Source organism: Glaciimonas immobilis (genome assembly GCF_011947285.1).
Taxonomy (GTDB): Bacteria; Pseudomonadota; Gammaproteobacteria; order Burkholderiales; family Burkholderiaceae_D; genus Glaciimonas; species Glaciimonas immobilis.
Genome location: NZ_JAAOZT010000001.1, coordinates 264936 through 291646 on the forward strand (window position 1 = coordinate 264936; position 26711 = coordinate 291646).

The 26711-nt window shown below is 51.0% G+C and carries 19 protein-coding genes; 15 read left to right on the forward strand and 4 right to left on the reverse strand.

The window, feature by feature from the left end; translation table 11 throughout:
• Nucleotides 1-118: 118 nt before the first annotated feature.
• Nucleotides 119-790, reverse strand: coding sequence for an HAD family hydrolase (locus HAV38_RS01190; protein ID WP_168051603.1), 672 nt, complete (start codon nucleotides 788-790; stop codon nucleotides 119-121).
• A 260-nt stretch (nucleotides 791-1050) separates the two neighbouring features.
• Nucleotides 1051-1749, reverse strand: coding sequence for a bifunctional 2-polyprenyl-6-hydroxyphenol methylase/3-demethylubiquinol 3-O-methyltransferase UbiG (gene ubiG, locus HAV38_RS01195; protein ID WP_168051998.1), 699 nt, complete (start codon nucleotides 1747-1749; stop codon nucleotides 1051-1053).
• A 605-nt stretch (nucleotides 1750-2354) separates the two neighbouring features.
• On the opposite strand from ubiG, the gene HAV38_RS01200 reads away from it, so the two are divergent.
• A complete protein-coding gene (locus HAV38_RS01200) occupies nucleotides 2355-4169 on the forward strand; it encodes a GGDEF domain-containing protein (RefSeq protein WP_168051605.1) in 1815 nt (604 codons plus the stop codon).
• 315 nt (nucleotides 4170-4484) lie between these two features.
• On the opposite strand, the gene ompA is transcribed toward HAV38_RS01200, so the two are convergent.
• Complete coding sequence (ompA, locus tag HAV38_RS01205) at nucleotides 4485-5123, reverse strand: outer membrane protein OmpA (RefSeq protein ID WP_168051607.1); 639 nt, start codon at nucleotides 5121-5123, stop codon at nucleotides 4485-4487.
• 357 nt (nucleotides 5124-5480) lie between these two features.
• A complete protein-coding gene (locus HAV38_RS01210; protein ID WP_168051609.1) occupies nucleotides 5481-5780 on the reverse strand; it encodes a hypothetical protein in 300 nt (99 codons plus the stop codon).
• 128 nt (nucleotides 5781-5908) lie between these two features.
• Between HAV38_RS01210 and gyrA the strand changes: the two genes are divergently transcribed.
• The 14 genes from gyrA (at nucleotide 5909) to rfaE1 (ending at nucleotide 26600) form a co-directional block, all read left to right on the forward strand.
• On the forward strand, nucleotides 5909-8656 hold the full coding sequence (gyrA, locus tag HAV38_RS01215) for a DNA gyrase subunit A (RefSeq protein ID WP_168051611.1): 2748 nt from the start codon (nucleotides 5909-5911) through the stop codon (nucleotides 8654-8656).
• A 258-nt stretch (nucleotides 8657-8914) separates the two neighbouring features.
• Nucleotides 8915-10027, forward strand: a complete 1113-nt coding sequence (serC, locus tag HAV38_RS01220; protein ID WP_168051613.1) for a 3-phosphoserine/phosphohydroxythreonine transaminase — start codon at nucleotides 8915-8917, stop codon at nucleotides 10025-10027.
• A gap of 95 nt (nucleotides 10028-10122) precedes the next feature.
• Nucleotides 10123-11196, forward strand: coding sequence for a prephenate dehydratase (gene pheA / locus HAV38_RS01225; RefSeq protein WP_168051615.1), 1074 nt, complete (start codon nucleotides 10123-10125; stop codon nucleotides 11194-11196).
• A 186-nt stretch (nucleotides 11197-11382) separates the two neighbouring features.
• Nucleotides 11383-12489, forward strand: a complete 1107-nt coding sequence (gene hisC, locus HAV38_RS01230) for a histidinol-phosphate transaminase (protein ID WP_168051617.1) — start codon at nucleotides 11383-11385, stop codon at nucleotides 12487-12489.
• A gap of 228 nt (nucleotides 12490-12717) precedes the next feature.
• Nucleotides 12718-13614, forward strand: a complete 897-nt coding sequence (locus HAV38_RS01235) for a prephenate dehydrogenase (RefSeq protein ID WP_168052000.1) — start codon at nucleotides 12718-12720, stop codon at nucleotides 13612-13614.
• Nucleotides 13614-14975, forward strand: a complete 1362-nt coding sequence (aroA, locus tag HAV38_RS01240; RefSeq protein ID WP_168051619.1) for a 3-phosphoshikimate 1-carboxyvinyltransferase — start codon at nucleotides 13614-13616, stop codon at nucleotides 14973-14975. Before HAV38_RS01235 ends, aroA begins: the two co-directional genes overlap by 1 nt.
• 6 nt (nucleotides 14976-14981) lie before the next feature.
• Nucleotides 14982-18632, forward strand: coding sequence for a DEAD/DEAH box helicase (locus HAV38_RS01245; RefSeq protein ID WP_168051621.1), 3651 nt, complete (start codon nucleotides 14982-14984; stop codon nucleotides 18630-18632).
• A gap of 159 nt (nucleotides 18633-18791) precedes the next feature.
• Entirely contained in the window at nucleotides 18792-19463 is a 672-nt protein-coding gene (gene cmk, locus HAV38_RS01250; protein WP_168051623.1) for a (d)CMP kinase, read from the forward strand.
• A gap of 276 nt (nucleotides 19464-19739) precedes the next feature.
• Complete coding sequence (gene rpsA, locus HAV38_RS01255) at nucleotides 19740-21455, forward strand: 30S ribosomal protein S1 (protein ID WP_168051625.1); 1716 nt, start codon at nucleotides 19740-19742, stop codon at nucleotides 21453-21455.
• A 23-nt stretch (nucleotides 21456-21478) separates the two neighbouring features.
• Nucleotides 21479-21784 (forward strand): integration host factor subunit beta, encoded by a 306-nt coding sequence (locus HAV38_RS01260; RefSeq protein ID WP_168051627.1) that lies wholly within the window; start codon nucleotides 21479-21481, stop codon nucleotides 21782-21784.
• A gap of 414 nt (nucleotides 21785-22198) precedes the next feature.
• On the forward strand, nucleotides 22199-22513 hold the full coding sequence (locus tag HAV38_RS01265) for a LapA family protein (RefSeq protein ID WP_168051629.1): 315 nt from the start codon (nucleotides 22199-22201) through the stop codon (nucleotides 22511-22513).
• A 198-nt stretch (nucleotides 22514-22711) separates the two neighbouring features.
• The gene (lapB, locus tag HAV38_RS01270) at nucleotides 22712-23887 is read left to right on the forward strand and encodes a lipopolysaccharide assembly protein LapB (RefSeq protein WP_168051631.1); all 1176 of its coding nucleotides are present in this window, start codon (nucleotides 22712-22714) and stop codon (nucleotides 23885-23887) included.
• 248 nt (nucleotides 23888-24135) lie between these two features.
• The gene (locus tag HAV38_RS01275; RefSeq protein ID WP_168051633.1) at nucleotides 24136-25542 is read left to right on the forward strand and encodes a UDP-glucose dehydrogenase family protein; all 1407 of its coding nucleotides are present in this window, start codon (nucleotides 24136-24138) and stop codon (nucleotides 25540-25542) included.
• Between the two features lie 101 nt (nucleotides 25543-25643).
• Entirely contained in the window at nucleotides 25644-26600 is a 957-nt protein-coding gene (rfaE1, locus tag HAV38_RS01280) for a D-glycero-beta-D-manno-heptose-7-phosphate kinase (RefSeq protein ID WP_245182144.1), read from the forward strand.
• Nucleotides 26601-26711: the final 111 nt, after the last annotated feature.

Below are 26711 nucleotides of genomic sequence, written 5' to 3' on the forward strand. Positions count from 1 at the left end.
GTTTAGCCAGGCTGTCAAAGCGTTGCTGACTCATCAATCACAAAAAAATAGATGTATCCGAGTAGCTATTGCCTTATTGTTAGCCGCACTGCGAGGTGTGGGCTGCGATCCTGGCGGGTTATTGCGCCAGCGATTGTTGTATCAATTTGATTAAATCAGCGGGTGCAGTTGCCAGCGCGTCTGCTTCCCACGTGGTGGGTGCTGCATGACCGCAATAACCCCAGGCGGCGGCAATAGTCGGCATGCCTGCTGCGCGGCCAGCTTGAATATCGCGCAAGTCGTCACCTACATACCAGCACGTTTCCGGTGGCAGATTCAGACGTCGTGCCGCTTCGAATAGCGGGTCAGGATGCGGCTTGGGATGCGCTGTGGTATCGCCAGAAATCACGCAACCCGCTTTTTGTAATCCGATGTGGGGAATAAGGATTTCTGTAAAACGTGCCGCTTTATTGGTTACGATGCCCCAAGCGAGGCCACGTCGGGTCAAGTCTGCAAGAAGTTCTGGCACACCTTCGAACAAGATACTTTTTTCTGCAATAGCAGCAGCGTAATTATCCAGAAAACCAACCCGCAAATCTTCATATCCATCATCGCCGGGCTTCAGCCCGAACGCAACGCCGATCAAACCGCGTGCGCCAGCAGATGCGACTGGTCGCAATAATGCATAAGCCGTCGGCTGCAGCCCTTGTGCTTGTTGTAGACGCGTCATTGCTGCGGCGAGGTCCGGTGCAGTGTCGGCGAGTGTGCCGTCAAGATCAAAGAGGATCGCGCGAGGTATTGGCAGAGGCATAATAATTGGCTCAGTTATGGCTGAAGAAGGACGATAAATAAGGTGGCTAAATAAGGTGGCTAAAAAGTAGTAAAGTAGCGCCAGAGTTAGAAAGCGTAAAAATCTATTTTTCGATGCGCGCTAACACCAACCACCGATGTAAAGGTGATTCCTCTCAGGCGGCCTGAGGATTATTTCACCGCCGATATCTGTTGTCAGCAGCGTCAGAGAGTTGATGGGAGAGACTTGATCGCGTTGCGTTTGTAAACGGTGCGATCAAATTACTCGGCGGCGCGGGTGCAGGCCACCATATAGTTGACGCTGATGTCTTGATTAAGAGAATAGATACGGGTGATAGGGTTGTAAGTCATGCCTTTGAGACTATCCACGGTCAGTCCGACGTTACGCGCAAATTGCGATAATTCGGCAGGCGTAATGAATTTTGCGTAGTCATGCGTCCCTTTGGGCAGTAATCGCAGCATATACTCCGCGCCCAGAATGGCGAACAGATACGCTTTTGGATTACGGTTCAGGGTGGAAAAAAAGACTTTTCCACCGGGCTTTACTAGCGTGGCGCACGCGCGAACAATAGAGGCAGGGTTGGGGACATGTTCCAGCATTTCCATGCAGGTAACAATATCAAATTGACCGTTTTCACGGATTGCCAGGTCTTCGGCAGAGATTTTTTCATAATGGACCTGAACGCTGGATTCCAGTCCGTGCAAATCTGCTACTTTCAGGGCTTTCTCGGATAAATCGATACCTGTTACGATAGCGCCTTTTTTTGCCATTGATTCAGCCAAAATGCCGCCCCCGCAGCCGATATCCACCACTTTTTTACCGGCAAGGGGCGCGCGGGCATTGATCCATTCAAGGCGGAGTGGATTGATTTCATGCAAAGGGCGAAACTCTGCATTAGGATCCCACCAACGGTGTGCGAGATCACTGAATTTTTGGACTTCTGATGGGTCAACGTTCATATTCATTATGATAGCCGGAAATCTCAACTTTGCGGACATCCTTTTAGCCAGCAAGCGGATGACTTTAGTTTTCTGGTAACGGCGGTGCAATCTTGTAGGTTGTGATTCGTCGGTAAGGGTAGTATCGCCGCACGTCAGTGTCACATGTAGTTATCATCGGCTTAGTCACCATCCGTTTTACTTAAATCCATCCATTGACTGACTTCAGCGAGTCAATTGCGCATTTACGCCTTAGCATCAATCAATAGTTTCAAGCGTTGAACAAATTCATGCTGTTATTAGGTAATAGGCCCCAGGCGTCACAGTTGGGTCATAAATTTCGACCATACTTATATTTGGTAAAGGTTAAGTTTACACGACTCCTGAAACACAAAAAATTAAGGGAGCTTCTATGACCTTCCGCTTGCTTTCAGCCTTCCAATTTTTCGCCAGGTTGGAAAATTATCCATAATGCGTTTTCTGCGCCTTTGGAGTGCCTGCCATTTTGTTGGACGATGAGTTAGCAATCGTCGGCACCAATCGCAGTCAGGGCGCAGCGTTGACGCAGTGGACTAAGCGTAAGACACGCCAATGTCGCACTGGCTGCGATTCTTTTCAGGGCAACAATGATTGATGTTACGCCAGATATTCCAAATAATGAGAGCAGCATGTTACTGGCACATCTTCAGGAAATTCTCGTAAAACGCCAGCTGAGCGCTATATTTCAACCGATTGCCGGCATGCAGAGTGGCGTGATTCTTGGTTACGAAGGATTAATTCGTGGCCCTTCGGACAGTCTTCTGCACTCCCCAATGAGTCTGTTCAAGGTCGCAAAAGAAAACAATTTCACCGTTGAACTTGAGCATCTCTGTCGGCGCGTGGTGCTGGAGCGCTTTGCAGAGTTGCAATTGCCCGGTAAGCTGTTTTTAAATATCAGTCCGGAAGCGCTATTGCAACCCGACGCACAGCACAGCAAAACTCTGGAGTATATTCAGCGTAAAGGTCTTAGCCCGGACCGGGTCGTCATAGAGCTAACTGAAAGTCTTCCTACCATTGATTATCAGTTGCTGCGGGAAGCGGCCATTCTTTATCGTTTAATGGGGTTCCAGATCGCGATTGATGATCTTGGCGAAGGATTTTCTAGTTTGCGGCTGTGGTCAGAGCTGCGGCCAGAATACGTCAAAATTGACATGCATTTCATTCAGGGTATTAACCTTGATCCGGTGAAGTTACAATTCGTTCGTTCGATTCAAGAGATCGCGAATAAATCGGGCGCAGTGGTGATCGCCGAAGGCATCGAAACCCAGGCAGAGTTGTTGTTGGTTCGTGATCTGGGTATTGCCTACGGTCAGGGCTATCACATAGCGCGTCCCAAAGAATACCCGGCGAGGTCACTTTCGACTCTAGTGGTCCAGGACCTCCGCCGCAACCTCAGCACCTCACCTCTCCCAAGGCTGGCGATTAAAAAAAACACGGTGACCGCATTCAAGTTGATGCTTACCGTTCCAATCGTTACGCCAACAATGCACAATAACCAGGTGTATGACATATTTGTCAACGATCCTGACTTGCAAACCGTTCCGGTAGTGGAGAATGGGAAGCCGCTTGGGTTGATTACGCGGGCTAACCTGATCGACCGTTTCGCACGGCCGTACTTACGCGAGTTGCATGGAAAAAAAGCGTGTACGTTGTTCATGGATTCAAATCCGATGATTACCGATAAAGACACTAGTCTTCAGGAGCTTAGTCAGGCCATCGTAGACGCAGATCGCCACCATTTATTTAATGGATTCATTATTACTGCGTACGGGCAATATCTCGGTATGGGTACAGGACACGATTTGATGCGGGAAATTACACAGATGCAAATCTGTGCCGCCAGTTATGCCAATCCTTTGACGCTCCTGCCGGGTAACGTGCCCATTAACGAACATATCGATTATCTGTTGCAGAGTGGGGTTCAATTTCATGCTTGTTATGTCGATCTGGATCATTTCAAACCGTTCAACGATGCTTACGGGTATCGAAAGGGTGACGATATAATCCAGTTGATCGGTACGACACTTATCAAAAACTGCGATCCGGATCGCGATTTTATTGGTCATATCGGCGGTGATGATTTTATTCTTCTATTTCAGAGCGAGGATTGGGAGCAGCGTTGTCAAGCGATATTGGCGACCTTTGGTGCCGCCATTCCGGTCCATTACGATGCAGATGATGGTGAACGTGGTGGTTTTTACAGTGAGGACAGGCGTGGGAATAAAGTATTTTATGCGTTAGTCAGCGTGTCACTCGGCGTAGTGAAGGTTCAGCCGGGACAATACTATTCGCACCACCAGATTGCAACCGCGGCGGCCGAAGCAAAAAAGCGGGCTAAAAAAATTGCGGGAAATAGTTTGTTTATTGATCGACGCCAAGAGCCGCAATTGGCCATCGCTTAAAAGCAGGCTGGCGTGGCTTGCCTGTCAGAAACGCATGTCGGCCGTTTTGGAAAATAAACCGAGTGTTTTAATTGCGCAGCGCCAGTAAATTGCGGCAACTTAACGTGATCGACAGGTCATTGTCGCTATCCGCAGAGCGACTTGGCAATGATTTCGATGCGTCTATGCCTTACTGAGTAACCGGGATGAAATCTCCGTTTCACCTTTTTTTCGCTAATTTTTAAGTATCGTCCAGCATCGCCTAATTCGCGGCATACAATAATCCAGACGAAAAAAAACCCCGCCGAAGCAGGGCTTTTATCGAGTCTGAATCGATTACTTGGATGTACCAACTACTTCGATTTCAACGCGACGGTTTTTAGCGCGACCAGCAGCGGTCTTGTTATCAGCGACCGGTTGTGACTTGCCTTTACCTTCAGTGTAAACACGATTTGATTCAATACCTTTGTGAACCAAATATGCTTTAACAGCTTCAGCACGACGGATCGACAGTTTTTGGTTGTAAGCAACCGAGCCGATTGAGTCAGTGTGACCAACAGCGATGATGACTTCCAGGTTCAACTCACCCAGTTTTGAAGTCAGGTCATCCAGTTTAGCTTTGCCTTCTGGCTTCAGGACAGCTTTGTCGAAGTCAAAGAATGCATCAGCAGCGAAAGTAACTTTTTGCGAAGTTGGGGCAACAGCAACTGGTGCAACTGGTGCAGGAGGAGCAACCGGTGGAGGCGGCGGTGCAGCTTGCGCTAATTCACCATCGCAACCTGGTACTGAATCAGCAGGTGTCCAGTAGCCAGTGTGCCAGCACAGACCGTACGGATCACGTGCGATAGTGCCACGGACGTCTTGTACGTAAGCACTCGTAGGAGTTTTTGCCTGGATATCTTTTATTTCCTGCGCGGAGGCAGTCAGTGCGACGACTGCGGACGCAGCGAAGACGAGTTTTGCTAATTTATTCATGTTTCTCCTCTCGGTTGAGATATCCGCAGATTAACTGCGCAACTAATATACGACATCAAAAATTGGATAATACCACGTGATTCGAGCCGTTCCATATGAAATTGGCTACATGGAATGTACTAGGCATCATTCTGCCACAGGCTTCTGGCGGTAGCTAAGTATGGCAAAAGCAACCGCCACGTTTTTCTCACTTCGTTGTTTTCTTACAACGTAACAATTTGAAAACATCTCTGCGGACATCATCATATATTGGTTTCGGGAACTATACGAATTATTTGTTTTGAAGCATTTTTTTTACGTGACCGTGAGGGCAGGCAGATCAGCACTGAAGCAAGCGATTAATTTCTTGCAGAGCTGTTAATTGCTGGAAAGCCAACCCTCGGGTACTTTCTCTGCTCCGCTCACGTTTACTGCGATGGTGATTCCCTGCGTTTTTGGAAAAGCCGAAGAATCACCGCCTCGTGCTAAAATCATGGGTCTTAATGTGACCTTTAGCTGCATTTTCGGCAGACCTTGATGATCGATGGTGTTTTTTAGTAGTTTGTCGATGTGGTCGTTGGTTGTTAAAAATAGACGTGCTTTAGAAGCGTAGCGAGCAGGTTCCGAAAAACAGACTTCCTTCGGAGCATCAGCGCGCGTCGTGAAGGCAAGGCGCACAGGGTACCCAAACCGGAGCAACCGGAATGCGTCGCGCAGCAGGTTCCGAAGGAAGTCCAATGAAAGCCAGACCAGGGCTAGCCGTACCCCTGATCAATCAACCTAAGTAAAGACTCGCCGACTCGCCAATGGATCAATTCGCTAAAGAAACAATACCGATTTCCCTCGAAGAAGAAATGCGCAAGAGTTACCTGGATTACGCGATGAGCGTGATCGTGGGCCGTGCGCTGCCCGATGTGCGCGACGGCCTCAAACCGGTGCATCGTAGGGTCTTGTTTGCCATGCATGAAATGAATAATGTCTGGAATCGCCCATACGTCAAATGTGCACGTGTGGTGGGTGAAGTGATGGGTAAATATCACCCGCATGGTGACCAATCGATTTACGACACGCTGGTACGGATGGCGCAAAACTTCTCGCTGCGTTATATGCTGGTCGACGGCCAGGGCAATTTTGGCTCGATTGACGGCGATGGCGCTGCCGCGATGCGTTACACCGAGTGCCGACTAGATAAAATTGCCAGCGAAATTCTAGCGGATATCGATAAAGATACTGTTGATTTCGTGCCCAATTATGACGGTAAGGAAAAAGAACCGTCGGTACTGCCGACCCGAATTCCTAATTTGCTGATCAACGGTTCGTCGGGTATTGCCGTCGGTATGGCGACCAATATTCCGCCGCACAACATTACTGAAGTCATCAATGGCGCGCTGCACGTTTTGCGCAATCCTGGTGCAACGATCGATGAGTTGATTGAAATAATTCCAGCGCCGGATTTCCCGACTGCCGGTATCATTTATGGCGTCTCTGGCGTCCGTGACGGCTATCGCACTGGTCGTGGCCGGGTTGTGATGCGCGCCAAGACCCACTTCGAAGAATACGGTCGCGAGGGGCGCACCGCCATCATTATCGATGAATTGCCGTATCAGGTGAACAAGAAGGCGTTGCTGGAACGCATCGCCGAATTGGTCCGCGACAAAAAGCTCGAAGGTATTTCTGATCTGCGTGACGAGTCCGACAAGTCGGGTATGCGCGTTGTGATCGAACTCAAGCGCGGTGAAGTCGCCGAAGTCGTACTGAATAATCTGTACAAGCAAACGCAGTTGCAGGATACGTTCGGTATGAACATGGTTGCCCTCGTAGACGGTCAGCCCAAGTTGCTAAACCTGAAGCAAATGCTTGAGTGCTTCTTGTCGCACCGCCGCGAAGTCGTCACGCGTCGCACCGTGTTTGAACTGCGCAAGGCCCGCGAACGTGGTCACGTGCTGGAAGGTCTGGCGGTTGCGCTCGCTAACATTGATGACTTCATTGCCATCATTAAAGCCGCGCCGACACCACCGGTGGCGAAAGCTGGTCTTATGCAGCGTTCGTGGGACTCTTCCGTTGTGCGCGATATGCTGCAACGTACCGGCGCAGAAAACACCGCCGGTATCAATGCTTTCCGTCCAGAAAACTTGCCACTGCATTACGGTATCCAGTCTGATGGTCTGTACAAACTGTCGGATGATCAGGCGCAAGAAATTTTGCAAATGCGTTTGCAACGTTTGACTGGACTGGAGCAAGACAAGATTGTTAACGAGTACAAAGACGTGATGGTGACCATCGCTGACCTGCTCGATATTCTGGCTAACCCAGAGCGCGTCACCGTCATCATTACCGATGAAATGAACGCCGCCAAAAACGAATACGGCATCGGCAACAAAGATGAGCGTCGTTCGCAGATTGAGTTGAATCCAACCGATCTTGGCACGGAAGATCTCATTACGCCGCAAGACATGGTGGTGACGTTGTCGCACACCGGCTATATGAAATCGCAGCCGGTTTCCGAGTATCGTGCGCAAAAGCGCGGCGGTCGCGGCAAACAGGCGATGGCGACGAAAGAAGACGACTGGATTGACCAGTTGTTCGTCGGCAATACGCACGATTACATCCTGTGCTTTAGTAACCGGGGTCGCTTGTACTGGTTGAAGATTTGGGAAGTCCCACAAGGTTCGCGTAATTCACGTGGTAAGCCAATTGTAAATATGTTCCCGTTGCAAGATGGCGAAAAAATTACCGTGGTGTTGCCGTTGTCGGGCGACAACCGCACGTTCCCTGAAGATCGTTACATCTTTATGTCGACTAGTTTAGGTACGGTCAAAAAGACACCTTTGTCCGACTTTAGCAATCCACGTAAAGCCGGGATTATTGCTGTCGATCTGGACGACGGTGACTTCCTGATCGGTGCAGCGCTAACCGACGGTCAGCATGATGTTATGTTGTTCTCGGATTCTGGCAAAGCAGTACGTTTTGATGAAAACGATGTCCGTCCGATGGGACGTACCGCTCGCGGTGTCCGTGGTATGAATCTGGAAGACGGTCAGCAAGTCATCGCATTGCTGGTGGCCGAAAACGAACAACAATCCGTCTTGACGGCGACCGAAAACGGTTACGGCAAACGTACGCCTATCACTGAATACACGCGTCATGGTCGTGGTACCAAGGGAATGATCGCGATTCAGACCAGCGAGCGTAACGGTAAAGTCGTTGCCGCCACGCTGGTTGAGCCTAGCGACGAAATCATCCTTATTACTACGGGCGGTGTATTAATTCGTACGCGGGTAGCTGAGATCCGTGAAATGGGCCGGGCCACGCAAGGTGTTACGTTGATCGCAGTCGAAGACGGGACCAAGTTGAGCGGCTTGCAACGCGTGATGGAAAGCGACGTCGAAGAAGTGCTTACGGAAGACGGCGCAGTTACCGATCCTTCGGCGAGCGCTGCGCCGAATGGCGCCGATGGTGCTGACAGTGCCGATGGTGCCGTTGATAATGGCAATGGTTCAGCTAACGACGACGCTGCAGCAGACGACGAAAGCGGTCCTGCCGACGCAGAATAAGTAGATACATGTGTCTGGTCAGATACTGAAAAGTGTCAGATCCGCTCGCGAGGAAAATTGGTCAGGTAGCAGAGGTAATCCTGCTACCTGACCAAATGTTTGTTCAGCGTATGTTTTATTATGCAATGTTGCGTTATTGCATTGTGTTGCAAGGTATTGCATTGGATTATGTCGCTGATATGCTTTCGTTTCAGCCACTGTTCCGACTATTAGTTCTCAACATTCTGCTGTCTCCGGTTTCAATTGAAGAGTGTCAACATGTCCATTTATAATTTTTCCGCTGGTCCTGCGGTACTGCCAAAAGAAGTGTTGCAACAAGCTGCGTCCGAAATGCTGGACTGGCACGGTTGCGGCATGTCGGTGATGGAAATGAGCCATCGTGGCAGTGAATTCATGTCAATACTTGCGGCTGCACAACGGGATTTTCGCGAACTGCTCGCCATCCCGGTTAATTATAAAGTGTTGTTTGTACAGGGCGGGGCAATTGCGGAAAATGCTATCGTTCCTCTGAATCTGGCGGCCCGTCTGAGTGTGGACAAGTCGTTCGGTGGAGTCGCCGATTACATCAACACCGGGTCCTGGTCGACCAAGTCAATCAAAGAAGCAAAACGTTATTGCGAGGTCAACGTCGCCGCTACTTCTGAGGCGCAGCACTTCGCGCAAATTCCGTCCCGCGCAGATTGGACGCTATCAAAGAACGCGGCCTACGTACATATTTGCACTAACGAAACAATCGACGGCGTTGAGTATCAATATACGCCTGACGTCGCCGCAGACACTAACGGCGCACCAGTAGTTGCGGATATGTCATCGCACATCTTGTCGCGTGCGGTGGATGTGTCGCAATATGGGGTCATTTACGCTGGCGCGCAAAAAAACATAGGCCCGGCAGGCTTGACGATACTCATCGTGCGCGATGACTTGCTCGGTCATGCGATGCCGGGTTGTCCATCTGCATTCGACTGGAAAATCATCGCCGACAACGATTCCATGTACAACACGCCGCCAACCTACGCGATATATATCGCCGGTCTGGTGTTTCAATGGCTTAAGCGCCAAGGTGGCGTGGTCGCAATCGAGCAACGCAATATCGCCAAGGCGGCATTGTTGTATGACTATTTGGATTCGACCGATTTTTATCTGACCAAAATCGCCGCCGACTGCCGCTCGCGCATGAACGTCCCCTTCTTTTTACAGGACGAAACGCGGAACGAAGCGTTTCTGGCAGGTGCCAAACAACAAGGCCTGCTGCAACTGAAAGGCCATAAATCAGTCGGCGGCATGCGTGCATCAATTTATAACGCCATGCCCCATGAGGGTGTAGAGACGTTAGTTGTTTATATGAAAGAGTTTGAAAAGCGCCACGGTTGATGTATTAGACGGTTGATGTATCAATTAGGTAAGCTAGTCGGGCAAGCAAATTGCCTCAAGCAACAAGTAGTAAAGAAAGCGATGCGATCAACATCATGAGCCAAGAAAAACTTCTACCGTTACGTCACAAAATTGACGATATAGACGCACAAATTCTGGTGCTGCTTAACCAGCGTGCGCAAGTAGCGCAAGAAGTGGGTCACGTCAAAGCGGAAACCAACGCGCCCGTTTTTAGACCGGAGCGCGAAGCGCAGGTGTTACGGAGCGTCGCCGATCGCAATCCCGGCCCTTTGCAATCCGTTGATGTACAAACTATATTCCGTGAAATTATGTCGGCGTGCCGGGCGCTGGAAAAACGGGTGACCGTCGCTTATCTTGGCCCCGCGGGCACTTTCAGCGAGCACGCTGTATACCAACAGTTTGGTCATGCAGTTGAGGGACTGCCGTGCGCATCAATCGACGAAGTATTTCGTGCGGCAGAGGCGGGAACCGCAGATTTTGGCGTCGTACCGATAGAGAACTCGTCGGAAGGCGTGATCAATCGGACGCTGGATTTACTGCTGCAAACGACCTTGCGGATCAGTGGCGAAGTGGCGATTCCGGTGCACCACAGCTTGATGACTAAGGATGGGACGACCGATCGCGTTACCCGAATTTGTGCGCACTCGCAGGCCTTGGCACAATGCAGCGCATGGCTTAATCAGCATTATCCTAATATCGAGCGCCAGGCTGTTGCCTCTAACGCGGAAGCCGCGCGGATGGCCGGTGAAGATCCGACGGTCGCGAGCATTGCCGGTGAGCAGGCCGCGCAGACTTACGGATTACAAATTGTCAGCGCCCATATTCAAGACGATCCACACAATCGCACCCGCTTTGCGGTAGTGGGTCGGCTCCAGACCACGCCGAGCGGTAAAGATCAGACTTCACTCGTATTATCAGTGCCGAACAAAGCCGGTGCCGTGTATAGCCTGTTGTCGCCCCTTGCCAGCCACGGCGTTTCAATGAGCCGGTTTGAATCGCGGCCCGCGCGCATGGGGGCCTGGGAGTATTATTTTTACGTCGACGTTGAAGGTCACGAGATGGATGAAAAAGTTGCCAGGGCCTTGGAGGAACTCAAGCAAAATGCGGCGTTCTTCAAATTGCTCGGCTCCTATCCGCTTAGCCTTTAATGCATCAGATTTTGTGCGTGCGGGGTAATTGTTTGGATGCAATGCGCGCGCATGCAATGGATTTCTGTGCCGAAGTCTTGCTCCAGATGAGCGTTTAATCCGCTGTCTTTAGGTGACGAAGTCATTTACCTGAGGCCACGGCAAAACCAACAAAATTTTTCTTCATATTTTTATAGAAAGCGCACGATGTCGATTCAATTTGGTCCAGAGTACGTTCGTGCCATCGCCCCGTATCAAGGTGGCAAACCGATAGCGGAAGTCGCGCGCGAGTTCAATCTCGATGAAGCGAAGATCATCAAACTGGCGTCGAACGAGAACCCGTTAGGTATGCCCGAGTCTGCCAAACTGGCGATGCAGGCAGCGGTCGCCGATATCGGCCGTTACCCTGACTCCAACGGATTTGAATTGAAAGCCGCTATCACGGCCAAATATGATGTCCCTGCAGAGTGGATTACGTTGGGTAATGGCAGTAACGACATTCTGGAACTGGCGACGCATGCATTTGTGCAACCGGGACAGGCCGCGATGTATTCGGAATACTCATTCCTCGTGTACGCGTTGGCGACCCAGGCAGTCGGCGCGCGCGCCATCGTCGTGTCGGCCAAAGATTTTGGTCATGATTTGCCTGCCATGCTGGCGGCGGTCACGGATGACACGCGACTGATTTTTATTGCGAATCCCAATAATCCGACTGGCACCTTTATTCCTGCAGCGGAACTTGAAGCCTTTTTGCAGGCCGTGCCGCCGCAGATCGTAGTTGTTCTGGACGAAGCCTATAACGAATATCTACCGCCCGAATGCCAATATGAGTCGATTGCCTGGGTCCGTCAATATCCAAACTTGCTGGTCTCGCGCACTATGTCGAAAGCGTACGGACTGGCCGGATTGCGGATCGGATTCGGGATCGCGCAGCCCGCGATAACGGATTTGCTGAACCGGATTCGCCAACCGTTCAACGTTAATTCGCTTGCGCAGGCAGCCGCCGTTGCCGCCCTCAATGACAAGCCGTTCCTGCAAAAAAGTGCGGAGGTTAACGCCGCCGGTTATCTTCAGCTAACTGCCGCGTTTGATGCATTAAAGCTCATCTACGTGCCATCGTTTGGTAACTTTGTTATGGTAAAAGTGGGCGAGGATGACGGCGCTGGTGCGCGGGTGAATCTGGCATTGTTGAAGCAGGGCATCATCGTCCGGCCTGTGGGAAATTACGGTTTACCCCAATGGCTTCGGATCACGATAGGTTTGCCGCACGAAAATGCGGCATTTATCGCGGCGTTAAAATCCTTGCTTGGCTGATCAGCCTCAAAGACTTTGCTGACTATATTGTTGATAATGCGCGCATTTTTAGCGCATTTAGCGCAACGAGTTAGCCCAATAAGCTAATATGGTCAGTTGTTTTACATCGCCGGTGGCATCTGTCGCGATGGCAGGCTGACTGTGGTGTTGGCCGCTATGTTTTTAGCTTATATATTAGCCTGCTCAAAGTTTCACCTCCTTTCAACTCCTTCAGAAGTCGTTATCGTGTTGAAAAAAATTGCTATTTTTGGCGTTGGCCTGATTGGTGGCTCATTTGCGCTGGCGCTCAAGCAAGCGGGCGCGGTGCAGCATGTCGTCGGTGCTGGCCGTAGCCTTGCGTCTTTACAACGGGCATTACAGCTCGGGATCATTGACGCCATCGCGACTTCGCCCGCCGATGCAGTGGCGGACGCTGATCTGGTGTTGATCGCTGCGCCGGTGGCACAAACTGGGGCAATTCTCGCCAGCATCGCGCCCTATTTGCAAATTGGCACTGTCGTGACTGACGCTGGCAGTACCAAAGGAGATGTTGAAGCGTCGGCACGTTTGGCGTTAGGCACAAAAATCAGTCAGTTTGTGCCCGGACATCCTATTGCAGGTCGTGAGAGTAACGGGCCTGATGCGGCGATTGCCAATTTGTATGTGGGCAAAAAAGTCGTGTTGGCGACGTTGCCGGAAAATGGTCAGGCGGATATCGAGCGGGTCGCAAGCGCCTGGCGGCAATGCGGCGCGGTAATTCACCAGCTTTCCTGTGCGCAGCATGACGTAGTGTTCGCCTCGGTTAGTCATTTGCCCCACTTGTTGGCCTATGCATTGGTAGATGATATCGCCAACAAACCGCACGCCGATATGTTGTTTCAATATGCCGCAAGTGGGTTTCGTGATTTTACGCGGATTGCAGGGTCGTCGCCCGAAATGTGGCGCGATATTTCGCTGGCAAATCAAGAAGCTTTATTGCAAGAGCTGGACGCATATCAATTAAAGTTGACGCAACTGCGTGGGTTGCTTGCATCGCGTGATGGCCCTGGCCTTGATGCAATTTATCAAAATGCGCAGCAATCGCGCCATCGCTGGATTTGTGCCATTGAAGCAGCAGAAAAACAAAATAAGGAAGGCGGAGATTAATGACCAATCAGTCCAAACAAAAAATCAAGCACGCCAAAAAACACTATCCGAAATTTATCGATTTGCATCCGGTAGCGGTCTGCCGTGGAATTGTGAAGCTGCCCGGTTCCAAAAGTATTTCTAATCGCACGTTGTTGTTGGCAGCGCTGGCCAAGGGCACGACCGTGATTCACGATTTGCTTGCCTCCGATGACACGCTTGTGATGCTGATGGCCTTGAAGCAACTTGGCATTAATTGGGAACAGGCTGAAGGGACGCAAAATTACACTGTGCACGGCTGTGATGGTCGCTTTCCGACGCATCAGGCTGATTTGTTCATGGGTAACGCCGGGACCGCAATTCGCCCGTTAACTGCCGCATTGGCTGCGATGGGCGGCGACTACACCTTGCATGGTGTCGCAAGGATGCATGAACGTCCGATCGGCGATCTGGTGGAGGCCCTGAACGCTATCGGCACCCGAATTGCGTACACCGGTGTTGCAGGATACCCGCCGTTGCATATTCATCGTGGTCAGTTGCACGCACAGCAGATGTCGGTCCGGGGCAACGTATCCAGTCAGTTTTTGACCGCATTATTGATGGCTTCGCCGCTAATGGCGAGAGACCAGCCAGTGTCGATCAATGTCATCGGCGACCTGATTTCCAAGCCGTATATCGAGATCACCTTAAATTTGTTGCAGCGCTTTGGTATCTCGGTGGAGCGCGACGGCTGGCAATCATTCATCATTCCTGCGGGACAAAATTATCAGAGTCCGGGCACGATTCACGTTGAAGGCGATGCATCATCGGCTTCATACTTTTTAGCCGCTGGCGCTATTACTGGCGGACCGATGCGAGTGGAAGGGGTGGGTAAAAATAGTATCCAGGGTGACGTTCGCTTTGTCGAAGCGCTTGCACAAATGGGTGCAAATATCACGATGGGCGATAACTGGATTGAGGTCTCGTCCAATGGTGTATTAAAAGCCATCGATGCCGATTTCAACCATATTCCGGACGCGGCCATGACGATCGCGATTGCAGCGCTGTATGCGGACGGTCCCAGCACCTTGCGGAATATTGCTAGTTGGCGGGTCAAGGAAACTGACCGCCTGAGCGCCATGGCAACAGAATTACGCAAGCTGGGCGCAACGGTTGAAGAGGGCGAAGATTATTTGCGGGTGACGCCGCCTGCGGCCATGCAGCCCGCCACTATCGACACCTACGATGACCACCGGATGGCGATGTGCTTTTCGTTGGCGTCGCTGGACGGCGCCGCGTTGCGCGGCACGACAGTGCGGATTAACGATCCACAATGTGTAGCGAAAACATTTCCTGATTATTTTGACGTTTTTGCCAAGCTCGCTGAGCAAACTTTACTGTAAGGCGACATGCTGACTATTCCCTTTATATTTCAAGATATCGCTACGCTGGTCTCGGACGTGACCCTCGTGCGAGCTCAGGAATACGTTCGGCAGCAGCGGATAATGCTTCTTGATGATAACGGCCGCAATGGTCTGATTAGTCGCGTGCGTGGCAATCAGGCTGAAATTTACGATCAAAAAATCACGCTCACCGATATCGATGGTAGTGTCGATATTGAGGGCATCTGCTCTTGCCCGGTTGGTTACAATTGCAAACACGTTGTCGCAGCCATGCTGACCTATTTGCAACGCGCTGATCAGATTAAGACAGAGCGGGCCGATAGCCAGTCAGTGTCCGGTGCGCTGCCGCGGGTGATTGGTAACTGGTTACATCGGGTCGAGGAAGAACTGGTTGTCAAACCGATGGCGATTTCCATGCAGCAAGGAAATGCGACGCCCGATTATCGGCTCGTCTTTGCCTTGGTGCCCACTCAAAATGGTAAGCAGGTCATGCTTTATTTGTGCAAAGCAAGGATGCGAAAAGATGGACGGTTCAGCGCGATCAAGCCGCTTGGCGATAGCTTTAACTTTTACAATGCGGTGCGCGAATTTTTACCGGAAAGCGATCATGACGCAGTCAGTCTGTTTGTTGCGCTGGTAAGTCGCAAAAATCAAAGTACGCCATTTTATCAATCTCAAATTCAACAAAACAACTGTGAGTTGAACGGCAAACTCGGTGCGCAATTATTGCGTTTGTTGCTGGAGCAAAAGAATCTGGTATGGGCCAATACCTCTGCCGATCTGAGCAAAGGACAAGCGCATTTTGTCGCCTTGTCAGGGGCCCGTAATGCGATTCTGCAATGGCGTGAGCAGCATCAGGAAGAGTCATTGGAAGAGCCACGGGAAGCGCCGACCAAATGGGCGCGTCCTAACGGTCAGGCGCTCAAGCCGGTGCGTGATACGCCACGGGAAGTCTCGAAACTGGTTTGGCAATTTGCGCCCGCTCACGAGGGTAGCAACGGCCTGTCGGAACCGGAGGCCGTTTCCGCAAACGGGCAAACGATCGACTATGTGTTGCCGACGACGCCGCCGTGGTACATCGATAATTTGTCCTGCGGTGAGTTGACGTTACCGCCGCTATTTCATCAGATTGCCCAAACCGATTTGATCAATCTGGTGACACAGGCCCCATTATTGGATGCTGAAAATAAAAAGCAGGTGGCCCAATTATTACTCAGTCACGGTGTCAGCGACGTGATCCCGTTGCCGGTTGCGATTCCTTTTACTGTTCTCGATAACATCACTCCACAGCCTATATTGGTGCTCGATAGCGTGCCCGACGGTCACGGTGGAATGCAAGATTTTGCGCAACTATTGTTTTCATACGATGGCGCGATCACTTCGGCGGAGTTTGTTCCCGTATTTCAGCGCAACAGTGATCGTGGTGTTGAAAAAATCGTGCGGCATCAAGGTGTTGAGCGCGCAGCCAGTCAGACCTTGCAGGATTTACGTTTGCAGGTCATGCACAATAGCGACCAATTGCTGTGCACCAGAATGCGGGCCACCAGAACTGCTACCTTCGTCATGGACAATGACGCGGCATGGTTGCACTTCGCAAAAAACGGATTGCCAGCGCTGACAGCCGCCGGGTGGCAGATCGATAAGTCGCCCGACTATCGGTTCGACGTGGTTGAGATCGAAGACTGGTACGCAGACATCACGGAGGCTGACCGCCAGCAGGACGACGCAACGCAAGCCGGTGAAAAAAAACACGGCGCGCTCACCGGCACCAATGGGGCCGCCGCAGCTGACTTCGATGGTACCCAAGATAGCGTTCAAAACGGAAGCCAACCCAGCAATCCATGGTTTGATCTGGCACTCGGCATTGTAGTTAATCAAGAGCGGGTGTCGTTATTGCCGCTATTGATTGATTTGATTCGGCAGGCACCGGACAATTTCAGCGCGCGCGCGCTGGCGCAACATCCCGACGACGACGCGTTTCTTATTCAGCTTGAAAGCGGCGTACGGGTGGCGTTACCGTGGGGGCGAATTAAACCGATTCTGAATACATTGGGCGAGCTTTATTTCACCGATAAGGTCGGCGATTCGGTACGTTTGTCCGTGCTTGACGCGGCCCGATTGGCCGAGCTGGAAGGCAGTGCGGAGTTGCGCTGGATGGGCGGCACGCGTCTGCGTGAACTGGGCGAAAAACTCAATAGTTTCGGTGGTGTACAGCAAGTCGCGGTACCCGAAGGGTTACAGGCAACCTTGCGCGATTATCAGCGCGATGGTTTGTCGTGGATGCAGTTTTTGCGCGAATATGATTTCGCCGGTATTCTGGCCGACGATATGGGTTTAGGAAAAACCATACAGACGCTGGCACATATTCTGATCGAAAAAAATGCTGGTCGTCTGACTTCGCCAGCATTGGTCGTAGCACCCACTAGCCTGATGTCAAACTGGCAGGAAGAAGCGGCGCGTTTTGCGCCCGGCCTGAAGGTATTAATATTGCAAGGTAAGCAGCGGCTGGCGTTGTTTGACCAGATTAATGCGTTCGATGTGGTGTTGACGACCTATGCTTTATTACCGCGCGATGAGGAGCGTTTGCGCGCCTATCAATACCATTTACTGATTTTGGACGAGGCGCATTATATTAAAAACGCACGTTCAAAAGCAGCGCAAAGCGTTAGCCTGCTCGATGCACGGCATCGTTTGTGCCTGACCGGAACCCCGGTTGAGAATCATCTTGGCGAGCTTTGGTCCCAGTTTCATTTCTTGTTACCGGGATTGTTGGGATCAGAAAAAGAGTTCAATCGTGATTTCCGTACGCCGATAGAAAAATACGCTGACGACAGCCGCAGAACATTGTTGGTGCGACGGATAAAACCGTTTTTACTGCGCCGCACTAAGGATGCGGTCGCTAGCGAGTTGCCGCCTAAAACCGAAATGGTGCGCCATGTCGAGCTTTCCGGGGCGCAACGTGACTTGTATGAAACCGTGCGTTTGGCGATGGATAAAAAGGTCCGTGCGGCAATTGAGAGCAAGGGCGTCGCTGGCAGCCATATTATTATTCTGGAAGCATTGCTTAAATTGCGGCAGGCCTGCTGCGATCCGCGTCTGGTGAAAGTCGCGGGCGACACCGCGCGCACCGCGCACGTTCCTTCCGCCAAATTACTTGAGCTAATGGAGATGGTCGATGAGCTGCGCCAGGAAGATCGCCGCATTTTGATCTTCTCGCAATTTACCAGCATGCTCGCGTTGATCGCCGAGGCGCTGACCGCTGCCAATATCACCTATGCACTCCTCACTGGCGATACGAAAGATCGCGGTGCGGTGGTGCGCTCGTTTCAAAACGGTGAGGTGCCGGTGTTCCTGATCAGCCTGAAAGCGGGCGGGGTTGGATTGAATTTGACCACCGCTGATACCGTGATCCACTACGATCCATGGTGGAATCCTGCGGCCGAGTTGCAGGCCACTGATCGCGCCTGGCGCATTGGTCAGGACAAGCCCGTATTTGTTTATAAGTTGATTGCCAAAGGCACGGTGGAAGAAAAAATCCAGGCGCTGCAAGGCAAGAAGGCAGCGTTGGCCGAGGCAATTTTAGGTACTACCGGCGCAGCCATGAACCTTAAACTAACCGCTGAAGACCTGCAGGCCATCTTCGAGCCCTTAGATTGACCCCACTAAGGTTGACCTGTTTAGGCGACTTTTCCACAATAAATTTTCCATAGCCTTCCATAATGCCGTTGCATGCGGGACAATCCGCTTGCAATGGACGTTTTTACTACATATTGACATTAAGTTAATGTGCCAAATTTGTTAATAACTTGAATCTTCATGCCTAACTCTCAAACACCCGTCATTGCAATTGACGGACCCACCGCATCGGGTAAAGGCACGGTCGCGCAAAAGGTAGCGCAGCGTCTCGGTTTTCACTACCTCGATTCGGGCGCTTTATATCGCCTTACGGCGTTGTCGGCACTGCGTCGCAATACTGCATTAGACGACGAGCACGCGTTAGCCAAGGTGGCTTCTCGCTTGAATTGCCATTTTGACAGCGGGCATATATTTCTATCCGAGGAGGATGTGTCGGAAGCGATTAGAGCTGAAAATGTTGGTAATGTGGCATCAAAAATCGCAGCACTGATGCCGGTGCGTCAAGCGCTTTATGGGCTGCAACTTGGCTTCCATCGCGCTCCCGGGCTGGTCGCCGATGGTCGGGACATGGGCTCGGTAATTTTTCCGCACGCAGTGCTTAAAGTATTTCTTACGGCAAGTGTTGCAGCGCGAGCGCAAAGACGTTATAAGCAATTGATTGACAAGGGAATTTCTGCTAATATGCAAGACCTCACAAATGATTTGAGTGAGCGTGATGCGCGCGACACCCATCGCAGCTCGGCCCCATTAAAGGCTGTTGAAGGGGCATATCTGCTGGATACCTCTGCGCTAACCGCGGAACAAGCGGTTGAACAGATACTCGGATGGTATGCATTAGTTAAAACGGTTTAGCGTAAGCCGCTTAATGGTGGATCATTTGTTGCGTCGTGCTTTGTTTGCGTCGTGCTCGCATCATCTGTAAGAAGTAACCGGCTTTACAGTAATTAGTAACGTAATTTATACGTTGTTTAACTTGTTCTCCTTAGTTGTTCGATCTGTCGCAAAGTTGGATCGGACTCTTAATAACCTAACCCTTTATTGATCGTATTCTGGTTGTTGTACTTATTTAAGAGTTTATTATTTAGGTCGTTCGAATGCGTCGCAATACTGGCAAACTAGTCAAATCCTATGTCAATCACAGTTCTGTCCTCTACCTCTGGCGAAGCAAGTGCTTTTGCCGCACTATTTGAAGAATCGCTGTCACGTCAAGACATGCGTTCTGGTGAAGTGATTTCTGCTGAAGTCGTTCGTCTTGATCATAACTTCGTTATTGTCAACGCCGGCCTGAAGTCAGAAGCGTTCATTCCAATTGAAGAATTTAAAAATGACCTCGGCGAACTCGAAGTAAACGTTGGTGATTTCATCTCCGTTGCTATTGAATCGCTGGAAAACGGTTTCGGCGATACAATCCTGTCGCGTGACAAAGCTAAACGTTTGGCATCGTGGCTCTCGCTTGAAAAAGCGATGGAGTCTGGTGAGATCGTCACTGGTACTGTCAATGGTAAAGTTAAGGGCGGTCTGACCGTTCTGACAAACGGCATTCGTGCTTTCTTGCCGGGTTCGCTGGTTGATACGCGTCCGGTTAAAGATACGACGCCGTTCGAAGGCAAGACCATGGAATTCAAGGTCATCAAGCTAGATCGCAAGCGTAACAACGTTGTGTTGTCACGTCGCGCTGTGATCGAAGCATCGATGGGCGAAGAGCGTCAGAAACTGATGGAAACGCTGAAAGAAGGCACCATCGTTAATGGCGTGGTCAAAAATATCACTGACTATGGCGCATTCGTGGATCTGGGCGGTATCGATGGTCTGTTGCATATCACTGATCTGGCATGGCGTCGTGTGCGTCACCCATCAGAAGTATTGACAGTCGGTCAAGAGATCACTGCTAAGGTTCTGAAGTACGATCAAGAGAAAAACCGTGTTTCACTGGGCGTCAAGCAATTGGGCGACGATCCATGGACTGGTTTGTCACGTCGTTACCCACAACATACACGTCTGTTCGGTAAAGTCACTAATCTGACTGACTATGGCGCATTCGTTGAAGTCGAGCAAGGTATCGAAGGTTTGGTTCACGTTTCAGAAATGGACTGGACTAACAAGAACGTGGCACCAAACAAAGTCGTTCAACTCGGCGATGAAGTTGAAGTCATGGTTCTGGAAATCGACGAAGACCGTCGCCGTATCAGCCTGGGTATGAAGCAATGTAAAGCTAATCCTTGGGACGATTTCGCGATCACCCACAAGAAGGGCGATAAAGTCCGTGGCGCGATCAAATCGATCACTGACTTCGGTGTATTTATCGGCCTGGCCGGTAACATCGACGGTTTGGTTCACCTGTCGGATCTGTCATGGACAGAAACTGGCGAAGAAGCAGTCCGTCGCTTCAAAAAAGGTGACGAACTGGAAGCCATCGTATTGGCTATCGACGTTGAGCGTGAGCGCGTTTCTCTGGGCGTTAAGCAACTTGAAGGCGATCCATTCAACAACTTCGCTGCCATGAACGACAAAGGTTCACTGGTAACAGGTACTGTTAAATCGGTTGAGCCTAAAGGTGCTGTGATTCAATTGTCTGAAGAAGTTGAAGGCTACCTGCGCGCTTCCGAAATCTCCCGCGATCGCGTGGAAGATGCCGGTACTCACCTGAAGGTTGGCGATGTGTTGGAAACAATGGTCATCAACGTTGATCGTAAAGCACGTGGTATTCAGCTTTCGATCAAGGCTAAAGATAGTGTTGAAACACAAGAAGCAATGCAGAAGATGTCTACTACAGACTCTAACGCTGCTTCGGGTACAACTAGTCTCGGCGCGTTGCTAAAAGCTAAATTCGACAACAAGAACTAAGTAATAGTTAAGCGAGCACGCTAATGACAAAGTCGGAGCTGATTGCCCGCCTGGCCGAGCGTTATCCGCAGTTGGTTGCAAAAGATGCGGATTACGCGGTCAAAACTATACTCGATGCAATGGGCGACGCTTTGTCGACCGGCCAGCGGATCGAGATTCGTGGTTTTGGCAGTTTTGCACTGAATCGCAGACCACCGCGGATCGGTCGCAACCCAAAATCGGGGGACAAAGTGATGGTGCCGGAAAAACGGGTGCCGCATTTCAAACCAGGTAAGGAGTTGCGTGAACGGGTCGATGCAATGGTCGGGCAACCAATCAAAGAAGACTAAGTTGTGCGTACAAATAAAAACGGCATCTTCGGATGCCGTTTTTTTTCACGTACAATTTCATTTTTACAAATTTGTGCTGTTTATGCTTTTGTTGTGAATTTCAGGTACTTTAGGATGTACGCAAAATCGTCGCGGCGCTGAGACCGGCAACCTGCGGCTGACGCCAGTGCTGACCTCCGCGTGACGTTGGTTGGTCATATAATCGCCTTGGAAGCCACCACGCTTCTGGCGTGATTTGGCGTAAGTCTTATACTTAGTGGATCGCTGGACCCTGCCGAATCTGGTCGGATCGTTGTGAGGTTATTACAGGTATTTTGTCGGAGCAGGTAAACGCGTACACATCGATGGGGGTTCAACGTAAGTTAGCCATCGCAGGGCATTGCTGTCTTTACACCACCAATCAGGAACCGTGCCATGAAACTTATTTCACGCATTATTGCAGTTATTCTATTTCTGATCTTCTTTGGCTTCGCACTAAAGAATACGCAAGAAGTCACACTCGGATTTTTTCTGAATTACGAAATTCATGGTCCACTGGTCTTGATCCTGTTGGGATTTTTTGGCGCGGGTGCCATTCTGGGAGTTTTGGCGATGACCCCTGCGCTGTTCCGTCACCGTCGAAACGCCACCAAGTCCCAAAAAGCGCTGTCGTCATTACAGCGTGAGCGTGAGGCGGAACGACTGGCAAGTATTGAACCGCCTCATCCAGACGCCGTTCGGAATATATAATTCGCTGCGGCAAGGTATTTAGAATGGGGCTAAGCAGGTCTTAGCACCATTCTACATGCCGGGTTGAGCAGAATATGCAAACGTATTCAGACAGGTCAGTATTCTTGCTGCGGTAATTTTCCACATCGACTGCCCGACGTTTCCAGTCTGCCTCCAATTTATTATAATCGTCACACTTTATGCTCATAACACGTTCGTATGGAATTTGAAACCTGGTGGTTGTTGGGCATTCCAATCTTTTTTGGTCTGGGATGGATAGCAGCACGCGTAGATATTAACCAATTAATATCGGAGTCACGTAGTCTGCCCCGCGGTTATTTTAAAGGACTTAATTTTTTACTGAATGAACAACCGGACAAAGCGATCGATGCGTTTATTGAGATTGTAAAACTGGATCCAGAGACAGCAGAGCTACATTTTGCGCTGGGAAATTTATTCCGCAGACGCGGTGAGACCGAACGTGCGATTCGGGTCCACCAAAATTTACTTGCCCGGCCTGATCTGGAGCAAGAACATCGGTTGCATGCACAATTCGAGTTAGGCCAGGATTACCTTAAGGCCGGACTGCTGGATCGCGCCGAAGAAAGTTTTAATTTGTTGATAGGCACGTCGTACGGCGCGCAAGCGGGACGGGCATTGCTTGAGATCTATCAGCGCGAGAAAGAATGGCGCCGTGCGATTGAGTCTGCACAAGCGCTCCAGGATGCCGGTGCTGGCGGACGGCAAAAAGAGATAGCACAGTTTTATTGCGAACTGGCACAGGATGCGTTGGTGGATGGTCATGTTGATGACGCGATGGCATTACTCGAGAAAGCATTAGCTAATGACCGCAATAGCGTTCGCGCCACAATGTTGCTGGGTGACGTGTTTCTGGCTAAAGACGATGCGGAGGCGGCATTGGTCGCATGGCGTCGGGTTGAGCAGCAAAGTGTGCCGCATGTGGCACTCGTGGCGCAACGGTTGATGGACGGTTATCGAAGCGTCGGGCGCCCGCATGAGGGCGTCAACTTGTTGCGCTCATACCTGGCGGAGGCATCTTCTATCGATCTGCTCGAAGTGGTATTCAAGGCCGTGCTGGAACTTGACGGCGTGGAGGCGACCAATCATCTGGTTAGCGACGAGTTGCGTCGTACGCCAACACTGCTCGGGTTGGACAAAATGCTTGAGGCGCGACTTATGATCGCTGCACCAGAAATGCATTCAGAACTTTCAGTCGTAAAAAATCTGGTCCATGGATACACCCAAAAATTGGCGCGCTATCAATGCAGTCACTGCGGATTTAAGGCACGACAATTCTATTGGCAATGCCCGGGTTGCAGCCGTTGGGAAACTTATCCGCCGCGTCGGACCGAAGAATTGAATGTGATGAATTGAATATAATGAATTGCGCGACATTAAATGAAATTTTTTATTGCAGGGGTAAATTCTCCCTCCCCCGAATCGAGCAGGCCTGGCACAAATACACCGACGCCAGAAGCGCAAATGCAGGATTCAAAATAGGGTCGGATAAAGCGCATTTTCAATAACGTTTGCGCAGACGGACGCACTGCTACTGGTTGCACGCCGGTAACTTTAGGGCAAATTTTTTAGTTAGTCAAAATTAAGGGCTACAGCGGAAGACCATGAAAATAACAATTATAGGTACTGGTTACGTCGGTTTAGTGACAGGCGCATGTTTGGCCGAACTCGGCAATGATGTATTTTGTCTGGACCTAGACGAGAAGAAAGTCGCGGTTTTGAATAGCGGTGGTATTCCTATCCATGAGCCGGGTCTGGCTGAAATCGTTAGCCGCAATCGCGCAATCGGTCGGTTGAAGTTCTCCACCGATATCGCCGCCAGCGTCGCCCACGGTCAGATTCAATTTATCGCGGTCGGTACACCGCCCGATGAGGATGGCTCTGCCGACCTGCAATATGTGCTGGCAGCGGCGCGCAATATCGGTAAATACATGACCGATTTTAAGGTCATCGTTGACAAGTCAACGGTGCCGGTAGGGACTGCAGACCGCGTCAGCGGCGCAATCCGGACCGAGTTGGCCGCTCGACTGCCACCCAGCCAGGCCTCCGACGCGCTGGCAGACGAAGCACCGCAATTTTCAGTAGTCTCCAATCCCGAATTTTTGAAGGAAGGCGCTGCGGTTGAAGATTTCATGCGCCCGGACCGGATTGTCATTGGCTGCGATGAGGGCGGCAACGGTCCAATTGCCCGCGCATTAATGACGCAGTTATATGCGCCATTTAACCGCAACCACGAGCGCACCTACTGGATGGATGTGCGCTCGGCGGAGTTCACTAAATATGCCGCCAATGCGATGCTGGCCACGCGTATTTCCTTTATGAATGAGTTAGCCAATCTTGCCGACAAGGTTGGGGCGGATATTGAAGCTGTGCGGCATGGTATAGGCTCGGACCCGCGCATCGGTCATAGCTTTCTGTATGCTGGTTGTGGTTATGGTGGCTCTTGCTTTCCTAAAGACGTTCAGGCGCTGGAGCGCACGGCGCGCAGTTATGATCAGGAGTTGCTGATCTTGCGTGCGGTCGAACAGGTTAACAATAACCAGAAACATGTAATGGGAAATAAGATTGTCGAACGTTTTGGCGCCGATCTGTCTGGAAAACATTTTGCGTTATGGGGCTTGGCATTTAAACCTAACACGGACGACATGCGCGAAGCATCGTCACGCGTGTTATTAGCTGAATTGCTGGGCCGTGGCGCCTCTGTCGCTGTCCACGATCCGGTCGCCATGTCCGAAGCCAGACGCGTATTGGATCTGGACTTTTCCAAGACGCCCGAATTGCTGGAACGCTTGCGTTTTTGCGATTCGCAAATGGATGCTTTGCAAGACGCGGATGCGCTGGCGATTGTTACAGAGTGGAAAACCTACCGCAGCCCGGATTTCAATGAGGTTCGCACGTTCCTGAAAGCGCCGGTTATTTTCGACGGGCGGAACCTGTACGAGCCTGCTGTGATGAACGAGATCGGTTTCGAATATTATGGCATCGGGCGCTCGGTACTGGCACGAAAGTAAAAGTCAGTGTATGTGAAGTGCAATAGACGCGAACCAAGGTGCGAACCAAGACGCGAACAAAGAAGTGAGCAATAAATGAGCAATAAATGAGCATAAAGCGTATGAACACCAGCCAGAAAATTGCCGTATCTCCAGCCCTACCTGTGTCGTTTGAAAAGGTGCGCATATTAGTGGTAGGCGATGTGATGCTAGACCGTTACTGGTTTGGCGAAGTCAACCGGATTTCGCCAGAAGCACCGGTGCCAGTGGTGCGCGTAGAAAAGCGCGAAGAACGCCTGGGCGGTGCTGCCAATGTTGCACGCAATATTGCTACCTTGGGCGGTGGGGCTGGCTTGCTGGGCGTCGTCGGGGAGGATGAGGCGGGCGATGTAGTCGATGGCCTATTGACCGGGTTGGGGATCGACAGTTTTTTGACGCGCGATCCGGCAATCTCTACCATCATCAAATTGCGCGTGATTGGCCGTCATCAACAACTGCTGCGAATAGATTTTGAAGAACCGCCTACCGACACAGTCTTACGCGACAAACTCACGCGCTACAACGCGTTGTTGCCGCAATATGGCGTCATCGTTTTGTCCGACTATGCCAAAGGTAGCCTGGTCAACGTCGCCGACATGATTGCCACGGCCAAACAGGCAGGTAAATGTATACTGGTGGATCCTAAAGGCGATGATTTTTCGCGTTACGCAGGCGCGACAATCCTGACGCCAAACAAATCCGAGCTAATGCGGATTGTTGGTAGCTGGAAAAGCGAGGACGAACTCACGACCAAAGCCCAGAATCTGCGTACCTCGCTGGCGCTGGAAGCGTTGCTGGTGACGCGTTCGGAGGAGGGCATGAGTCTCTACACAGACGATCAGGTAATGCACTTTCCAACCATGGCGCGCGAGGTGTTCGACGTCTCCGGTGCCGGTGATACGGTGATAGCGACCATGGCGGTGGCGCTCGGTGCAGGATTGCCATATGCAGAGTCAGTGGCGCTGGCAAATCGTGCTGGTGGCATCGTTGTCGGTAAGCTTGGTACCGCAACTGTAACGCATGCAGAATTGCTCGGCTAAGTAAAAGCCTATAGTGTGTCGGCGAGGACAGTTTTTGAGGGCAATCACTTCTTATAATGTGTGTGACGTATCTGCGTCTGGTTCATGTCAATGAATCACATCACCCCTCAT